At 65.7% G+C, this 14,059-nt stretch carries 17 protein-coding genes; 13 read left to right on the top strand and 4 right to left on the bottom strand.

Annotated features, from left to right (window positions below; genetic code table 11):
* Positions 1–23: 23 nt before the first annotated feature.
* The 4 genes from DK389_RS09790 to DK389_RS09770 all read left to right on the top strand — a co-directional run bounded on the left by DK389_RS09790 (position 24) and on the right by DK389_RS09770 (position 5,337).
* On the top strand, positions 24–1,424 hold the full coding sequence (locus tag DK389_RS09790; protein ID WP_109889196.1) for a cytochrome P450: 1,401 nt from the start codon (positions 24–26) through the stop codon (positions 1,422–1,424).
* A gap of 17 nt (positions 1,425–1,441) precedes the next feature.
* The gene (locus DK389_RS09785) at positions 1,442–2,422 is read left to right on the top strand and encodes an alpha/beta fold hydrolase (protein WP_109889194.1); all 981 of its coding nucleotides are present in this window, start codon (positions 1,442–1,444) and stop codon (positions 2,420–2,422) included.
* A gap of 1,118 nt (positions 2,423–3,540) precedes the next feature.
* The gene (locus DK389_RS09775; protein WP_109889190.1) at positions 3,541–3,780 is read left to right on the top strand and encodes a DUF6894 family protein; all 240 of its coding nucleotides are present in this window, start codon (positions 3,541–3,543) and stop codon (positions 3,778–3,780) included.
* 205 nt (positions 3,781–3,985) lie between these two features.
* A protein-coding gene (locus tag DK389_RS09770) for an IS3 family transposase (RefSeq protein WP_109889188.1) occupies positions 3,986–5,337 on the top strand; the annotation gives its coding sequence in 2 pieces (ribosomal slippage) (positions 3,986–4,321 and positions 4,324–5,337; 1,350 coding nt in all).
* A 57-nt stretch (positions 5,338–5,394) separates the two neighbouring features.
* On the opposite strand, the gene DK389_RS09765 is transcribed toward DK389_RS09770, so the two are convergent.
* Complete coding sequence (locus DK389_RS09765; protein WP_162560593.1) at positions 5,395–5,682, bottom strand: hypothetical protein; 288 nt, start codon at positions 5,680–5,682, stop codon at positions 5,395–5,397.
* 171 nt (positions 5,683–5,853) lie between these two features.
* Between DK389_RS09765 and DK389_RS09760 the strand changes: the two genes are divergently transcribed.
* The 3 genes from DK389_RS09760 to DK389_RS34955 all read left to right on the top strand — a co-directional run bounded on the left by DK389_RS09760 (position 5,854) and on the right by DK389_RS34955 (position 6,721).
* On the top strand, positions 5,854–6,144 hold the full coding sequence (locus DK389_RS09760) for a DUF6894 family protein (RefSeq protein WP_109889185.1): 291 nt from the start codon (positions 5,854–5,856) through the stop codon (positions 6,142–6,144).
* Between the two features lie 218 nt (positions 6,145–6,362).
* Complete coding sequence (locus DK389_RS34960) at positions 6,363–6,494, top strand: hypothetical protein (RefSeq protein ID WP_257791939.1); 132 nt, start codon at positions 6,363–6,365, stop codon at positions 6,492–6,494.
* A gap of 104 nt (positions 6,495–6,598) precedes the next feature.
* Positions 6,599–6,721, top strand: coding sequence for a hypothetical protein (locus tag DK389_RS34955; RefSeq protein ID WP_257791938.1), 123 nt, complete (start codon positions 6,599–6,601; stop codon positions 6,719–6,721).
* Between the two features lie 119 nt (positions 6,722–6,840).
* On the opposite strand, the gene DK389_RS09755 is transcribed toward DK389_RS34955, so the two are convergent.
* Complete coding sequence (locus DK389_RS09755) at positions 6,841–7,872, bottom strand: sodium-dependent bicarbonate transport family permease (RefSeq protein ID WP_109889183.1); 1,032 nt, start codon at positions 7,870–7,872, stop codon at positions 6,841–6,843.
* A 100-nt stretch (positions 7,873–7,972) separates the two neighbouring features.
* On the opposite strand from DK389_RS09755, the gene DK389_RS09750 reads away from it, so the two are divergent.
* Both DK389_RS09750 and DK389_RS09745 read left to right on the top strand, forming a co-directional pair.
* Positions 7,973–8,839 (top strand): LysR family transcriptional regulator, encoded by an 867-nt coding sequence (locus DK389_RS09750; RefSeq protein ID WP_109889181.1) that lies wholly within the window; start codon positions 7,973–7,975, stop codon positions 8,837–8,839.
* 145 nt (positions 8,840–8,984) lie between these two features.
* Positions 8,985–10,646, top strand: coding sequence for an IS1182 family transposase (locus tag DK389_RS09745; protein ID WP_109889179.1), 1,662 nt, complete (start codon positions 8,985–8,987; stop codon positions 10,644–10,646).
* 342 nt (positions 10,647–10,988) lie between these two features.
* Here the strand turns inward: DK389_RS09745 and DK389_RS09740 are convergent, their stop codons facing one another.
* Complete coding sequence (locus DK389_RS09740; protein WP_109889177.1) at positions 10,989–11,198, bottom strand: cold-shock protein; 210 nt, start codon at positions 11,196–11,198, stop codon at positions 10,989–10,991.
* A 224-nt stretch (positions 11,199–11,422) separates the two neighbouring features.
* Between DK389_RS09740 and DK389_RS09735 the strand changes: the two genes are divergently transcribed.
* Positions 11,423–11,656 (top strand): hypothetical protein, encoded by a 234-nt coding sequence (locus tag DK389_RS09735; protein WP_109889175.1) that lies wholly within the window; start codon positions 11,423–11,425, stop codon positions 11,654–11,656.
* Positions 11,657–11,824: 168 nt separating this feature from the next.
* Positions 11,825–12,052 carry a hypothetical protein gene (locus DK389_RS09730; RefSeq protein ID WP_109889173.1) on the top strand — a complete coding sequence of 76 codons (228 nt, stop codon included), beginning with the start codon at positions 11,825–11,827 and terminating at the stop codon, positions 12,050–12,052.
* Between the two features lie 638 nt (positions 12,053–12,690).
* Here DK389_RS09730 and DK389_RS09725 read toward each other — a convergent pair.
* Positions 12,691–13,116 (bottom strand): response regulator, encoded by a 426-nt coding sequence (locus DK389_RS09725; protein ID WP_236960775.1) that lies wholly within the window; start codon positions 13,114–13,116, stop codon positions 12,691–12,693.
* Between the two features lie 208 nt (positions 13,117–13,324).
* Here DK389_RS09725 and DK389_RS09720 point away from each other — a divergent pair, with 208 nt between their 5' ends.
* Positions 13,325–13,624 (top strand): hypothetical protein, encoded by a 300-nt coding sequence (locus tag DK389_RS09720; RefSeq protein WP_109889171.1) that lies wholly within the window; start codon positions 13,325–13,327, stop codon positions 13,622–13,624.
* 59 nt (positions 13,625–13,683) lie between these two features.
* Positions 13,684–13,944 (top strand): hypothetical protein, encoded by a 261-nt coding sequence (locus DK389_RS09715; protein ID WP_109889169.1) that lies wholly within the window; start codon positions 13,684–13,686, stop codon positions 13,942–13,944.
* Positions 13,945–14,059: the final 115 nt, after the last annotated feature.

Genomic DNA, 14,059 nt, shown 5'->3' with positions numbered 1-14,059 from the left:
GTCACTGTTGTCGGGAGGACGCTGTGGCTGTCGTCTGGAAAGGCGCGGGTCGCCCCGTCAGGGGACGTACTCACGAGCCACCCGGCCCTGCAGGCCTACCTCTCCTTGGCAATCTCCTGGACCTGCGGCGCGACCCGCTCGCCTTCTTCACAGCGTGTGCCGATCGCTACGGGGACGTCGTTTCCCTCCACTTTGGCCCGAAGCCCGCTCTCTTGCTCAACGATCCAGCCGAGATTGAGCCTGTTCTGGTCGGCCGGCACCGTGCGTACCCAAAGCCCGACTTCTTCTGGCGGCAGGTCACGGCGGTCTTCGGCAACGGCCTGCTGATCAGCCAGGGCAGCTTTTGGCAGCGACAGCGCCGTCTGGCTGCACCCGCATTCGCGGGACCGAAGCTTGCCAGCTACGCCGACACCATGGTCCGTCTCACCGAGCAGATGCTCGACGGATGGCGGACGGGTGAGGAGCGCGATCTGCACACCGATATGATGGCGCTTACCCTCAAGATCGCCGCCGAGACGCTGTTCGGTGCGGCGTCTGCCGAGGACATGACCTGCATGGACGCGGCCCTGGCAGACCTCAGAGGCGAGATCGCCTCGCGCTTTGTGCGCCCCTTCCTGATCCCTGATGCGGTGCCACTGCCGGGGCACCTCCGCTACAAACGTGCCCTGCGTTGTGTCGAAGGGGTGGTCGAACGGATCATCCGCGAGAAGCGCTTCTTTCAGGATGGCGATGATCTGCTCACCGCCCTCATGAACGCCCGCGACGAGACGGGCGAGCCGATGTCGGACCGCCAGCTTCGGGACGAGGTCGTGACCTTCCTCCTGGCCGGGCATGAGACGACCGCGCTGGCGCTCACCTGGACCATGTATCTGCTCGGCCGGCATCCCGAAGCGGATGCCGCCGTTGCTGCGGAAGCCTCGGCCGTGCTGGGCGACAGCACCGCCACGGATGATGATGTGGCACGTCTGCGACTAGCCGAACGAACCGTCATGGAGGGCATGCGCCTATACCCGCCTGCCTGGGTGATCGGCCGCGAAGCTGGTGCGGATTGCGAGATCAAGGGCTACCGCGTTCGAGCCGGAACGCCGCTGTACGTGTCACCCTGGGTGCTGCATCGCGACCCGCGCTTCTACGATGAGCCTGAGGCGTTTCGTCCGGCGCGGTGGAAGGATGATCCCGTGCGTCGCTTGCCGCGCTTTGCCTACCTACCGTTCGGGGGCGGACCGCGTATCTGCATCGCGCACCGGTTCGCGATGATGGAGGCGGTGCTGATCCTGGCGAGCATCGTTCGCCGGTTCCGCCTTGAACCGTGCTCCAAGCAGCCGATCGCTCCGCTAGCCTCGATTACACTCAGTCCGCTCGGCAGTGTCCGGAACCGGGTTGAGGCTCGGCACAACCCGTTGATCCGGGGAGGTTCGCTCTGAGCCTGAGAGGGGATGCCATGATCGTCGTCGACAGCACGCATGGGTCAGTGTGGCTCTGGACGCTGATCGCCCTCATAGCCGCTCTCGTGGCGCTGGCGCTCGTGAACTATGCCGTCGCCCGTCTGGCCGAGCGCCGACACCCGCCCACTGGCGCCTTCCTCCAAGTCGGTAGCGTGCGCCTGCACTACCACGACCAAGGCACCGGCGCCCCCATCATCCTGCTGCACGGCAACGCAGTCTCAGGCGACGACTTCGACACCAGCGGGGTTGCTGAGCGGCTTCGTGCGACATACCGGGTCATCATCTTCGACCGCCCAGGCTTCGGCCACAGCACGCGCCCGCGTGGCCAGCTCTGGACCGCAAGCGAACAGGCCGACCTCATCCATGCGGCTCTGCTGCAGCTGGGCGTGCAGCGTGCTGTGGTGGTGGGACATTCGTGGGGCACGCTCGTCGCCTTGGCTCTTGCCGAGCGGCATCCGACCAGCACGGCAGGTCTCGTTCTGATTTCTGGCTACTACTTCCCGACGCCGCGCTTGGATTCGCTGATGGTCGCACCGGTGGCCACGCCCGTGCTGGGAGACATCCTGCGCTACACGATCTCACCGCTGTTCGGTTGGATGACGATGCCAGCGATGAAGCGTGCCATGTTCGCGCCGAGCGCAGTGACGGAGCGGTTCGACCGCGAGTACTCACCCGCGATGGCGCTACGGCCCTGGCAGATCCGCGCCACGGCCTCGGACGGCGCTCTGATGGTGATGGATGCGTCGAGGCTGAGCGGCCGCTACGGCGCCCTCTCGACGCCAGTGTCTATCTTGGCTGGCGATGGCGACAAGGTCGTCGGACCCGAACAGGCTCAGCGGCTTCAGCGAGTGGTACCAAGCGGAACAGTGGAGGTGATCAGGGCGGCAGGCCACATGGTCCATCATGTCGCGACGGAACGTGTGGTGCAGGTTATCGAGCAGCTGGCGAAGGTGGCCTACTCACGCGGAACAGATTGATCGCTGCTGACCGCTGCCGGACCCCATCCTCTGTGGGAGGCTGTCGCTGTAGCTGCCTTGCTGGGTGAGCGGCACACGAGGCTCCCCGCGCGGACGGCTGTGTTGATCATGCGCTCTGCAGCAGCGCACCCATCGGGAACACCTTCGAGCAGCATCAACGTCCTGCGACAGCTTCCCAAGCTGAATGTCGTCGGCTCGATCCCGATCGCCCGCTCCACTCAACCTATTGATCCTGCTGACGTTCTTGTGCCGCGAACGGTCGCGGTGTTCCCTATGTTCCCCATGGTGTTCCTCGCCGTTCCCCATCGCTGTCTGTGGTTCGTGCCCCGAGGTCCGATGGTACGGCTGCAGATCAGCTAGGCTGCTACCCACTCATCGTCGGCGATTGGGCCTGTGGCTCGCCGAACTCGCTTGCGCCCTACCAAAGTCGAATTGAGCTCTGACGCTGTTTGCTCAATCTGCCTTGAGGGCGGCAAATTGGGCAACGCATGCGAACGCTGATGGCACGCGAGTTGTGGGAGGCCGCTCAGACTCTTGGGCAGGAGGGCTCTTCGGCCGCCGCGGCAATCCGCCAGAGCGCGTACCGCATGTGGCTCGAGCTGACGTTGAAGGCGCTCAGCCGCAACATGGATCAGCAGGGCAGCGGATCACGCAGGCGCCGGAGGGTAGCCTCGGTCGCAGCGGGGAGCCGGCCGGAAGAGTGACGGTCGAAGTCACCGCTTAGGACGGCTGGCTGGAATCCTGTCCGCAGAGCCAAGTGTCCGTTAACCGAGACAAGCCTTGCGGACGCGCATTTGACCTTCTTTCCGTGCGTTCACTGAGGTATGCCCCAACGGACGAAGCTCGATATGCACGCAGCGCATGCTCGTTCCATCAGGATCTCGGAGGCCAGACGAACCTGCGTCCCGAGGCGTCCAGTTGGCGTGGCCCTCGCTGGAGATGGAACGGTCCACACGGGCAAGCTCTATCGGAACGCGGTCGCCATCTCCTGCAAGGGTTCACAAACGTTGTGGCATCTTCCGTACCGATCGGCGCAGAAATCGACCATCGCTGGCTCGATCCCTGGCTGCTGGCGCCTGAGAGATGCGTATGCTCCCGCCTGACCTGCGGAGAGCCATATGCCCCGCTACTTCTTCGACGTTCACGACGGCGGTCCCGACGTCGATGACACTGGAACCGAGTTGGCAGGCCCGGACGAGGCCTATGCCAAGGCCAAGTCTCTCCTGCCGAACATCGCCCGTGAGGACATCCCCAAGGGAGGGGACCAGAGCACGTTCACCGTGCTGGTGAGGGACGAGGACGACTATCCCGTCTACTCGGCCACGCTCACCTACTCAGGCGTGCGGCTGCAGCGGTAAACCCGCCCGTTCACTCCTTACGCCTCCTGCTGGCCCTGCCCCCGCGAGCGAAGGCGCGCCAGGAGCGCATAGGTCTGAGCCAGGGTGGCGTGCAGAGCATCCCGCTCACGGCTCACCGCCCTGTCCGCCGTCAGCGCTCCTGAGACACATCGAGGCCCTTCACGAACGGAGGATGGCTGGTTCATCGTAGTCCTGAGGCACGACGATGAAGCAGACATCCGGACTGGCACGCAAGCCGGCAGACGCGGTGATCAAAGACATCCGCCGGGCCACCCGCCGGCAGTTCTCGGCCGAGGAGAAGATCCGCATCGTGCTGGAGGGCCTGCGCGGCGAGGACAGTATCGCCGAGCTGTGTCGGCGCGAGGGCATCGCCAGCTCGATGTACTACGGCTGGTCCAAGGAGTTCCTGGAAGCCGGTAAGAAGCGGCTGGCGGGCGACACGGCGCGGGCGGCGACAGCAGACGAAGTCAAGGAGCTGCGCCGCGAGGCGGGCGCGCTGAAGGAGGTTGTGGCCGATCTCCTCCTGGAGAACCGCCTGCTCAAAAAAAGCATGAGCGGGGCTGGGGACGACGAGGCATGAGGTACCCAGCCCCTGAGAAGCTGGAGATCATCCGGCTGGTTGAGCAATCCCACCTGCCGGTGCGCCGCACCCTGGAGAAGCTCGGCATCACCCGATCGACGTTCTACCGCTGGTACGACGCCTACCTGAGAGGCGGTCCCGAGGCATTGGCTGACCGACCATCCCGGCCCAGCCGGGTCTGGAACCGTCTACCGACAGAGATCCGCGAGCAGATCGTCGCCCTCGCGCTGGAGGAGCCGGAACTCAGCCCACGCGAACTGGCGGTGCGCTTCACCGACGAGCGGCGCTACTTCGTCTCGGAAGCCAGCGTCTACCGCCTGCTCAAGGCCCAGGACCTGATCACCAGCCCCGCTTACATCGTCGTCAAGGCCGCCGACGCGTTCCGCGACAAGACCACGGCGCCCAACCAGCTCTGGCAGACCGACTTCACCTACCTGAAGGTTGTCGGCTGGGGCTGGTACTACCTGTCGACGGTGCTGGACGACTTCTCGCGCTTCATCGTGGCCTGGAAGCTCTGCGCCACGATGCAGGCCAGCGACGTCACCGCCACGCTCGATCTGGCGCTGACCGCGGCCGGGCTCGATCAGGTGCCGGTGGCGCATCGCCCGCGGCTGCTGACCGACAACGGATCGAGCTACGTCGCGGGTGACTTGGCGACATGGCTCGGCAGCCGAGGCATGACCCACATCCGCGGTGCGCCGCGCCATCCCCAGACGCAGGGCAAGATCGAGCGCTGGCACCAGACGCTCAAGAACCGCATCCTGCTCGAACACGCCTACCTGCCGGGCGAGTTGGAGGCCCGGGTTGCCGCCTTCGTGGAGCACTACAACCACGTCCGAGCTCACGAGAGCCTGGGCAATCTCACCCCCGCTGACGTCTATCTCGGCCGCGGCGAGGGCATCCTGCGCGAGCGGGCGCAGATCAAGCGTCAGACCCTCATCGACCGCCGCTTGCGCCACCACGCGCGGGCTGCCTAACCTCTCAACCCAGGTGGACCAGAGCCTCCGTTCCTGAGCGTCCCAGATCGTCTCAAATCATCTGACGACGGACAGCCGGCGATTAATCGTGACGTAGACGAACCGGGCGAAAGGCGCCTTGCGCTCTTTGCCGGCCCGGCTGCGCACGAAGGTCTGCAAGACGTCTTCCATCGCAATCACGCGGTCGCTGCGATCCGGATAGGCGTCCTCAAGCTCGTCGAGAGCTTGGACGACGCGGTGCGCAACATCGGAGGTTGTGAGGGCGGACAGGTGCTCGATGGTTCGCGAGCAGCGAGTGGCAGGCGTCATGTGCGGCTCTGGTTGGGCGAGGGCCTTGTACGCCATCTGAGCGGAGCGCGAACACAGCCCTGGCCTGTTGCCGGTGCAACAGATGTTAACAAGCAGGATAGCAACGGCAAGCGGGCGGTACGTTGTCGACGGTTGCGTCCCGCTGGGTACGGTCGATTTGTTCGCCTGCGTGAATGTCCTTCTGCGCCGACCGAGCTACGAGGCGAGATGCCCTGGTTCTACTTCCACCTGCGCACCCCTGCCGGTCTGGAGCGCGACGACGTCGGGCTCGACCTGATCGGGATTGAGGCGGCCTACCTGGACGCCTGTCGGGCGATCCCAACCCTGACAACCGAGTTGCTGGCGAAGAAGACGGACCCGTGGCGCTGCCGCTTTGAGATCGCCGACGCCGCGGTCATCGTCGCTATGATTGCGGCTCTCACTGCGGCTTCGGCGATCGGAACAGCAACTGCTTCGATCGATCCCGGCGACGAGATTGCGATCAACGCGGGGATGTAAGACGGGGGCGGGGTCTCACGGACTCCGCCCTTGCTGTCCAGCCTGAGCCTCTGGCGCATGCCCTAGCTTCCAATGAGAGGCTCGCTGGCGGCCGTCGTTGTGCGGCCGGTCTCAGCCAGTGGATCGAGCCTCGCTCCCAGCAGGGGCCGCCTAATTCGCGCGACGGGGCACACGGCGAGCCCGGCCGCGCGTTGACTCTGGACAGAGGGAGGCCCGGCATGCGGCACTTCCTGGAGTGGCACACCAAGATCCCCTTCCCCGCCTGGGTCGCCCTCTTGGTGGGCGAGACCCTCGCCTATGGCCTGATCGTCATCGCGATCTATGCCGCGGCAACTGCCAGCTTGCAGTGACGATGGGCAGGAGCGCGCGGGTGATCTACCACCGCTCACGGAACGGGCTGGCACGGTTGGCGCATTAGGCTCCTGCCAGAGGAGCACCGCCATTGCCTATCACCATGCAGCAGTACGTCCGCGCCTTCGCCATCATCATCACCGGGCTGGTGATCGTGACGACCGCTTCGGCTGTCGGGCAGGCCCATTATCCGTCGGCGCAAATCTCGGGATCCGGCGCGAAGTGATACTGTGAGGCGATGCTGCAGCCTGCCCCTGCCAGCGGGAGAGCGCATGCCCTGGTACTACTTCGACGTGCTGCACGATGGCGACGACGTGACCCGCGACCACAGGTAGTGCGGCGCGCCTAGCCATAGAAGGCCTGAGCCATCGCCTGGTAGAGCGGCAGTCCGAGCGCGATGTTGAAGGGGAAGGTGATCGCGAGCGAGCAGGTCAGGTAGAGGCTCGGATTGGCCTCCGGCAGCGCGAGCTGCACTGCGGCAGGAGCCGCGATGTAGGAGGCGCTCGCCGCCAGGGTCGCCAGGATGATCGCTCCGCCCATTGATAAGCCGACTGCATAGGCGATGCCCAGGCCGAGCGTCGCGTGCAGGAGCGGCATCAGCAGGGCGAAACCGACCAGGAACACGCCGGCTTTACGGAACTCGCTCGCCCGGCTCGCAGCCATGTGGCCAAGCGCCAGCAGGAACACGCACAGCGCTCCCGGAAACAGGTCGACGAAGAATGGCTTGACCTTCGTCAGGCTGGCAGAACCAGCAAGTGCGCCGATGGCGAGGCCGCCGATCAGGATCAGTACGCTTTTCGAGGACAGAACCTCGGCCAGCAGCGCCTGCCCACCCCCGCGCGTCACCGGTCTGTTCGCGCCGAGAAAAGCGCCGCCGCTACCCGTCGCGACAATCCCACCAGCCGAAGCCGTTTCCGCCACGCGCGCGAGACCGATCGCGACGATGATGGCGGGCACTTCCATGACCGCCAGCAGCGTGGCCGCGTAGCCCTCATAGGACACGGCTTGGCGGTCGAGCATGGCCGTCACTGCAGCGAAGGTCACAGCCGAGACCGAGCCGTAATGCGCGGCCAGCGCCGCCGAGTCCGGCACCGACAGTCGACCAAGGCGTCGCAGGGCTGCGTAGCACCACAGCGGAATGGCGCAGCAGATCAGGAACGCCCCGGCGATCGGCGCGGCCACGGCTTGCACTGAGACGTGACCAAGCTCTGCCCCGCCGCGCAGCCCGATCGAGAGCATCAGGTACATCGACAGGGCCGCGAAGACCGGTTCGGGCACGCGCAGGTCCGAGCGAGCTGCGACGGCCAAAGCGCCGAGTGCGAAGCAGAGCACGGGCGGCGAAAGCAGGTTGGCCTGCAGAAGGTCGAGGGTGGTCATCGCAGCGGGTCCCGGTGATCGAGCGGACAGTGCAGGCTTACCAGCATGTGCGATACGGCTATGTCTTGCAGTCTGTCATTGCGATCGGCAATGATTGACCATGCTGCCGAGTCTGAACCTCGATCTGGTCCGCACTTTTCTCGCCGTCGTGGACGCCGGCGGTTTGACGCGAGCGGGCGAGCGTCTGCGCCTCAGCCAACCGACGATCAGCTTGCAGATCAAGCGGCTGGAGGACACGCTCGGTTGCCGTTTGATCGAGCGTTCGCCACGCTCGTTCAGGCTGACCAGCGACGGCGAGGTCCTAGCCACTCACGGCCGGCGCATCATCATGCTATCGGACGAGCTCGTCGCACGCATGATCGAGCCGGCCGTATCCGGTCTCGTGCGACTTGGCACGCCGGAGGACTTCGCCACCGCGCATCTGTCGGGCGTGTTGGCCGCCTTCGCGACGGCCCATCCGAATGTTGCGCTTGAGGTGACCACCGACCTGACCTTGAACCTTATCGAGCGGTTCGGCGCAGGCGAGTTCGACCTTGTGCTGATCAAGCGTGAGCCGCTCGGTCCCAGCGAGGGCGTCCGGGTCTGGCACGAGGCGCTGGTCTGGGCCTGCGCGCCACAACGCGTGCCTGTCTTCGCCGACACGGAGCACGACCTGCCTCTCGTGGTCTCGCCGCATCCTTGCGTGTATCGCAAACGGGCGATGCGAGCACTCGATCGGCTAGGACGGCGCTGGCGGGTGGCCTATACTTCGACGTCGCTGGCGGGCGCGCAGGCCGCCGTGCGTGCGGGGCTTGGGGTGACGGTACTGCCCAAGGACATGGTGCCGGCCGACTTCTCGGTGCTGGAGGGACCGAGTATGCCGGACCTCTCGGCAACGGAGATCGCATTGATGGCAGCCTCGACGCTGTCGGTTCCGGCCGCGAAGCTCGCGGAGCACATCGTGCACTCGCTGGAACGCGGTGCCTGATCCCGGAGCGCGCGACCTCGCTGTATTGGTGTTGGATCACCCACCCCTCACAAACACGATGTACGAAAAACGACGGGACACTGCTGGCGAATTCCGGTGTGTGTCGTGCTTGGTGTAGGCTGGCGGTCCCGCTCGGAGGTCGCCGATGTCGCTCCGGCCGCAACCCCCGCTCCCACCAGTCCCTGAGGACACCGCCCACGTCGCCCAGACCGCGTTTCGGCGCGGCAATCCCTACCTGCTGCTGCGCGCCCGCCTCGGCACAATCTTCGCCGATGCCGCGTTCGCCGATCTCTATCCCATCCGCGGCCAGCCCGCCTACGCTCCTTGGCGCTTGGCCCTGGTCACGCTTTTGCAGTTTCGGGAGGGCCTGAGCGACCGCCAGGCCGCCGAGGCGGTTCGGGCCCGGATCGACTGGAAGTACCTGCTCGCCCTCGACCTCGCCGATCCCGGCTTCGACCCCAGCGTCTTGTGCGAGTTCCGCGGCCGGCTGCTGGAGCACGAGGCCGCCGGGCGGCTGCTGGCCCGCATCCTCGAGGCCGCGCGCGACCAGGGCGTGCTCAAGGCGCGCGGGCGCCAGCGCACCGACAGCACGCACGTGCTGGCGGCCGTGCGCGATCTCAACCGGATCGAACTGCTGGCCGAGACGCTGCGCGCGGCTCTCAACGCGGTCGCAGCCCTTGTCCCCGACTGGCTGCGCGATGTCGCTCCGCCCGATTGGCACGACCGCTACGATCACCGGATCGAGGACGCGCGCCTGCCGGAGACCGGGCCCAAGCGCGAGGCTTACGTGCTCCAGGTCGGGGCGGACGGCTACCGCCTGCTCGACGCGCTGGATGGCGCGGGCGCCCGGCCCCTCGCTGTCGCCTTGCCATCCGTCGCCGTGCTGCGCCGGGTATGGGCGCGGCACTTCGCGCGCGCAGGTGACGGCAGCCCACCCGCCGGTGCCGGCATCCGATTGCGCCCGGTGCAGGGGCGTGGACCCGGCGACCGGGTCGAGTCGCCCTACGACGTCGAGGCCCGGTTCCGAGCCAAGTCTGGAACCGACTGGACGGGCTACATGGTCCACCTGACCGAGACCTGTGATCCCGACCTGCCTCGGCTGGTCGTTCACACCGACACGACGCCGGCCAACGTACATGAGGCGATGCGCACCGGTGAGATCCATGCCGCCCTGGCGGGCCTGGATCTGATCCCCTCCGAGCACCTAGTCGATGCCGCCTACGTCAGCGCCGAGCATCTGGTCGCGGCGCATGAGCGGCACGGCATCGCACTGATCGGCCCCGCGCGGTCAAACCAGAGTTGGCAGACGCGTGAGGAGGGGGCGTTCCACGTCACCGACTTCGCGGTCGACTGGGAGCGCCACCGCGTGCGCTGCCCGGAGGGCCACGCGAGCACGAGTTGGGGCGCCTACCGGGACAAGGCGAGTGGACGCGCGTTCATCCGTGCGGGCTTCAGCCCCGCCGCTTGCCGCGCGTGTTCCGCCAAGCCGCGTTGTACCCGGGCGGGGAGCCGCCGGCTCAGCCTGCATCCACGCGCCGAGCACGAGGCGCTGGCGGCTGCGCGCATGCGGCAGGAGAGCGAGGAGGGCCGGCAGCTGTACGGACAGCGGCAAGGCATCGAGGCGACGATCTCGCAGGGCGTGCGCAGCTTCGGCCTACGCCGGGCGCGCTACCGCGGGCTGGCCAAGACCACCCTGCAAAGCGTAGCGACGGCAGCCGCTCTCAACCTAGATCGCCTCGCCGCCTGGTTCTCGCTGCGGCCGCTGGCACCCACGCGCACCTCACGCTTCAAAGCGCTCGCGGCATAGCTGTCGAATTCGCCAACAGTGTCCGACGGTTTTTGAGACCGGCGGCACCGGCGGCTCATCTTGCAGGTGCTGGCAGCGGCTTATGGATTTTACCGTGATCGGCGCGCGGACGCTCCATAACGCCCATTCTCTGAACCTCACTCGGGCTCGCGGGCGGGGCGACTTCGGCCTACGCTAGGCCATCACCTGTGCCTCACTCCTGGGCAGGTCGAGAGAGGTCTCTCCTTGGAGGGGCACCTCCGGAGCGGCCTCGTACATGGCTGCGGGGCCGCTCTGTCTCCAACAATTGAACTGGCGGGCGAAGCGTTTTCCAAACGCCCGCCTCGCGGTTCGGCCAGCGACCTACCCGACCTTCAGGTTGGCTGCGCTCTCCTTGCCCGATCGCCGGTCAGCCTCGACCTCGTAGGAGATCTTCTGGCCCTCAGCGAGGGTGCGCAGACCGGCACGCTCGACCGCCGAGATGTGCACGAACACGTCCTTGCCGCCGTCGTCCGGCTGGATGAAGCCGTAGCCCTTCGTTTCGTTGAACCACTTCACGGTGCCAGTGCTCATGGTCGGTACCTTAGCTGTCTCGGGCGAGCATATTTGGATGCCTCGGTAGCTCCGGCAAGCGAGAGACGCGTGCAGCCCCAGGCGCGAGATCTCCTGGCTGGGACGTGCACGTCGGAGGCCCTTGAAGGTTTGCGCGCCTCCAGCTCGTCAGCGTGACGTTCATCACGGCAGTCCCGCGGCCGCTGAGCCATAAGCAGCCTAGAGCCTGCGGATGCCCGTAGCTCATGATCCTTGAGGCTCCTGTGAAGCTCGCGCCTGCCAATCGCATTGTCGCCGCCCCCCTGGCCGAGGCGATGGCGGACGAGCTCGCCGCGGCAGCTCACGCTCACCAGCAGGAAGGTCAATTGGAGGCCACAGATGAGCTTCTCGACCAAGTCCGGCGCCATCGCGTGCAGGCGATCCGGCTGCGTGCTCAGGCGGTGGCCGAGGACTACATGCGTGCCGCGAGGCTAAGGTAAGGCGCATCGCCGCGCGAAACCCGCCTACTCGCAGAATGCGCGCGTTTCCCTTCGCGTAGGCACGTTTACGGAACCGCCAAGCCCCTGCGCGCAACAGCACGGAGGATTGCCTCTCTGTCGGGCCGGGCGGAGCATCATTGCGGAACAGACGAGAAGCGAGTGTCTGCGATGAGCGCGCAGGCTGCCTTTGAGCCCAGGATGGTTCTTATCTGGATCGGAGTGCTGCTTTTCATCGGCGGTATCATGCTCACAGCCTTCACGGCGCTCTGGGGCGGGCGCTTCGGAGCTAGGAGCCGAACTGACAGCGCGGCTGGCTTCAGCCCGCGGGCAAACTGGCCTGGGCTGGCGATGCTGGCGGTTGGCATCCTCTGCTTCCTGGCTGCGGCTGCAGTTTGAGGCCGAGATCCTTGTCTCGCGCAACACGCAGCGGCTCGCGGATTGGGCGTTATGGAGCCGGCCGCCTCGCGTCAGCGCGTTTATGGCATCTGCCCATGGAGACGAGGCGTAACGGGAGACCCGCGGCGGACGCGCTCAGGAATTGTAGGTGACGAGAGACGTCACCAACGAGCCATGCTCGCGGACAAGAGCTTGGCCCTCCGCATCGCTCGCTGCGGCTCTGCCGGGAGCCGAGTGCGGGATCTCGTAGACGTCGTAGTGTGCCGAATTGCTATCAGGTTTGACGCAGCCGAAGCCGCGGGTGGCACGGCCAGCGTGGCGATCAAATAGGCAAACTGCGTCTGCAGGCGAAACCACGTTTCCCGCCGAGCCAAACCGAGCCGTGTCGCCGTAGACGCGGCCTGTACCCCTTTCAACCGCAATGAAGCGCGCCATGCCGTTCCCTCTCTCAGTTCCTGAAACCGAGGAGGTGGGACCGCGTATCGTCCAACGCAAGGAAAGCGCGGCAGCTCCCTTCACAGGCGAGGCCACGGTATTCGCATACTCCGCGCGTTTCCCATCGCGTAAGGTCGCTTTATAAAACCGTAAAACGGGCCTTTGGACAGTCTCCAGAAGCTCAGGATTGTTATGGCGACCGGCTAGGCCATCGCTGAACCGTCAGGTTCCAGGCAGCCGGCCGCTCGCGTTGCAACGAGCTCCTGCACGGCCCTGACCAGCGCCTCGTCTTCGAACGGTTTGCGCAGAAACCGTGCGCCCTGCGGCATGGCCCCTGGCTCCAGCTGAACCACGCCAGACACAATCAACATCGAGACCTCTGGCCATCGAGCAGCCACTGCCTTAGCGAGGGTCAGACCTGTCAGCGGCTCACCGATGAGATCAATGTCGGTCACCATCACGCGGAGATCCGGATTGGCATCGAGCGCGGAGGTGGCCGCCTCGATGGTTGCAGCCTCCATAACGCGCATGCCGGCGTCTCTCAGCGCGCTTGTCGCTGCCATCCTCTGTAAGGGGTCGTCTTCGACGACGAGGACTGCCAACTCAGCCGAGGGGAAGCCGCTTGCCACGGATGAATCTCCATTCCTGCCCACAGCTACAACGCGACGCTTCCCTGCTTAGCCTCACGGCCCGCACCGCTATCCGTGCATGCTACGATACAGCTGAGGAGGGCTCAGGAGCCCGTCTGTTCCTCACTGAGCATCTGTAGGCGAAGGGCTATCTGAAGTGACCTTGGAGCACCGAACCAGCGATCTACGCCTCAGCGATGTCTCGCGCATGGCGACGGAACTTGCCGACCGATTGCTTATGGCGGGGCTTGCGGATCAGCCGGTCCTGACGGTGCAGGTTCACGCGCTCATCAAGGCCGCGAGGCTGCTCCAGGAGCGTGGCGAACCCTGGCCGCCGCTGGTCACTCAGGCGCTGTACGAACTGTCAGGCATGACAGAGGAAGAAGCAGCGGAGGGCGGCGAGCTGTCTTCGGAGCCGGCATTAGTACAAGACGATGCGACCAAGCCCGAGGCACAGGGTGACGAGCGCGGTGTGCGCCGCTTCCTGAAGCTGCTCAAGGGCGAATGAGGCCGATATCGTCCTCTTCACCGAGAAGCGCTGAGCAACCAAGCTGAGGAGGTTTGGCTATGGTGATCAAGAGTCGCGAGCTTGAACTCTCACCGCTCTCCGGTCCCGTCACGCAAGATGGCATCACGGTCGAGGTGAAGATCTATCGCTTCGTCGGCGACGCTGGCGAGTGGGCTCTTGAGGTTGTGGACCAGGACGACGGCTCAACGGTGTGGAACGAACTCTTTGCGACTGATGCGGACGCCTTCCAGGCTTTCAAGGCTGCTGTCGCAGAGGATGGCATCGCCTCCTTCCTAGAACCCCCTGACACGCTGCATTGAGCCACGCGAAGGGCTGTCTGACGTGAGCGGCGGCTGACTCACGGCTCGCGTAGTTTACGGCTTGGCCCACCGGCGTCTCGCGGCATCACTCGAAGGGGCCTTGCATCGCGACGAT

Origin of the sequence: Methylobacterium durans, from assembly GCF_003173715.1 — a bacterium.
Classification (GTDB): Bacteria; Pseudomonadota; Alphaproteobacteria; order Rhizobiales; family Beijerinckiaceae; genus Methylobacterium; species Methylobacterium durans.
This window is presented reverse-complemented; position numbering and strand designations above follow the sequence as displayed.

Excerpts from the sequence above, each read along its gene's own strand:
- DK389_RS09740 (WP_109889177.1), bottom strand. The coding sequence starts at position 11,198 with ATGAGCACTGGCACCGTGAAGTGGTTCAACGAAACGAAGGGCTACGGC.
- DK389_RS09750 (WP_109889181.1), top strand. The coding sequence starts at position 7,973 with ATGCTGCCGAGTCTGAACCTCGATCTGGTCCGCACTTTTCTCGCCGTC.
- DK389_RS09760 (WP_109889185.1), top strand. The coding sequence starts at position 5,854 with ATGCCCTGGTTCTACTTCCACCTGCGCACCCCTGCCGGTCTGGAGCGC.
- DK389_RS34960 (WP_257791939.1), top strand. The coding sequence starts at position 6,363 with ATGCGGCACTTCCTGGAGTGGCACACCAAGATCCCCTTCCCCGCCTGG.
- DK389_RS09730 (WP_109889173.1), top strand. The coding sequence starts at position 11,825 with ATGAGCGCGCAGGCTGCCTTTGAGCCCAGGATGGTTCTTATCTGGATC.
- DK389_RS09775 (WP_109889190.1), top strand. The coding sequence starts at position 3,541 with ATGCCCCGCTACTTCTTCGACGTTCACGACGGCGGTCCCGACGTCGAT.
- DK389_RS09785 (WP_109889194.1), top strand. The coding sequence starts at position 1,442 with ATGATCGTCGTCGACAGCACGCATGGGTCAGTGTGGCTCTGGACGCTG.
- DK389_RS34955 (WP_257791938.1), top strand. The coding sequence starts at position 6,599 with ATGCAGCAGTACGTCCGCGCCTTCGCCATCATCATCACCGGGCTGGTG.
- DK389_RS09765 (WP_162560593.1), bottom strand. The coding sequence starts at position 5,682 with ATGGCGTACAAGGCCCTCGCCCAACCAGAGCCGCACATGACGCCTGCC.
- DK389_RS09720 (WP_109889171.1), top strand. The coding sequence starts at position 13,325 with ATGGCGACGGAACTTGCCGACCGATTGCTTATGGCGGGGCTTGCGGAT.
- DK389_RS09735 (WP_109889175.1), top strand. The coding sequence starts at position 11,423 with ATGATCCTTGAGGCTCCTGTGAAGCTCGCGCCTGCCAATCGCATTGTC.
- DK389_RS09755 (WP_109889183.1), bottom strand. The coding sequence starts at position 7,872 with ATGACCACCCTCGACCTTCTGCAGGCCAACCTGCTTTCGCCGCCCGTG.
- DK389_RS09745 (WP_109889179.1), top strand. The coding sequence starts at position 8,985 with ATGTCGCTCCGGCCGCAACCCCCGCTCCCACCAGTCCCTGAGGACACC.
- DK389_RS09715 (WP_109889169.1), top strand. The coding sequence starts at position 13,684 with ATGGTGATCAAGAGTCGCGAGCTTGAACTCTCACCGCTCTCCGGTCCC.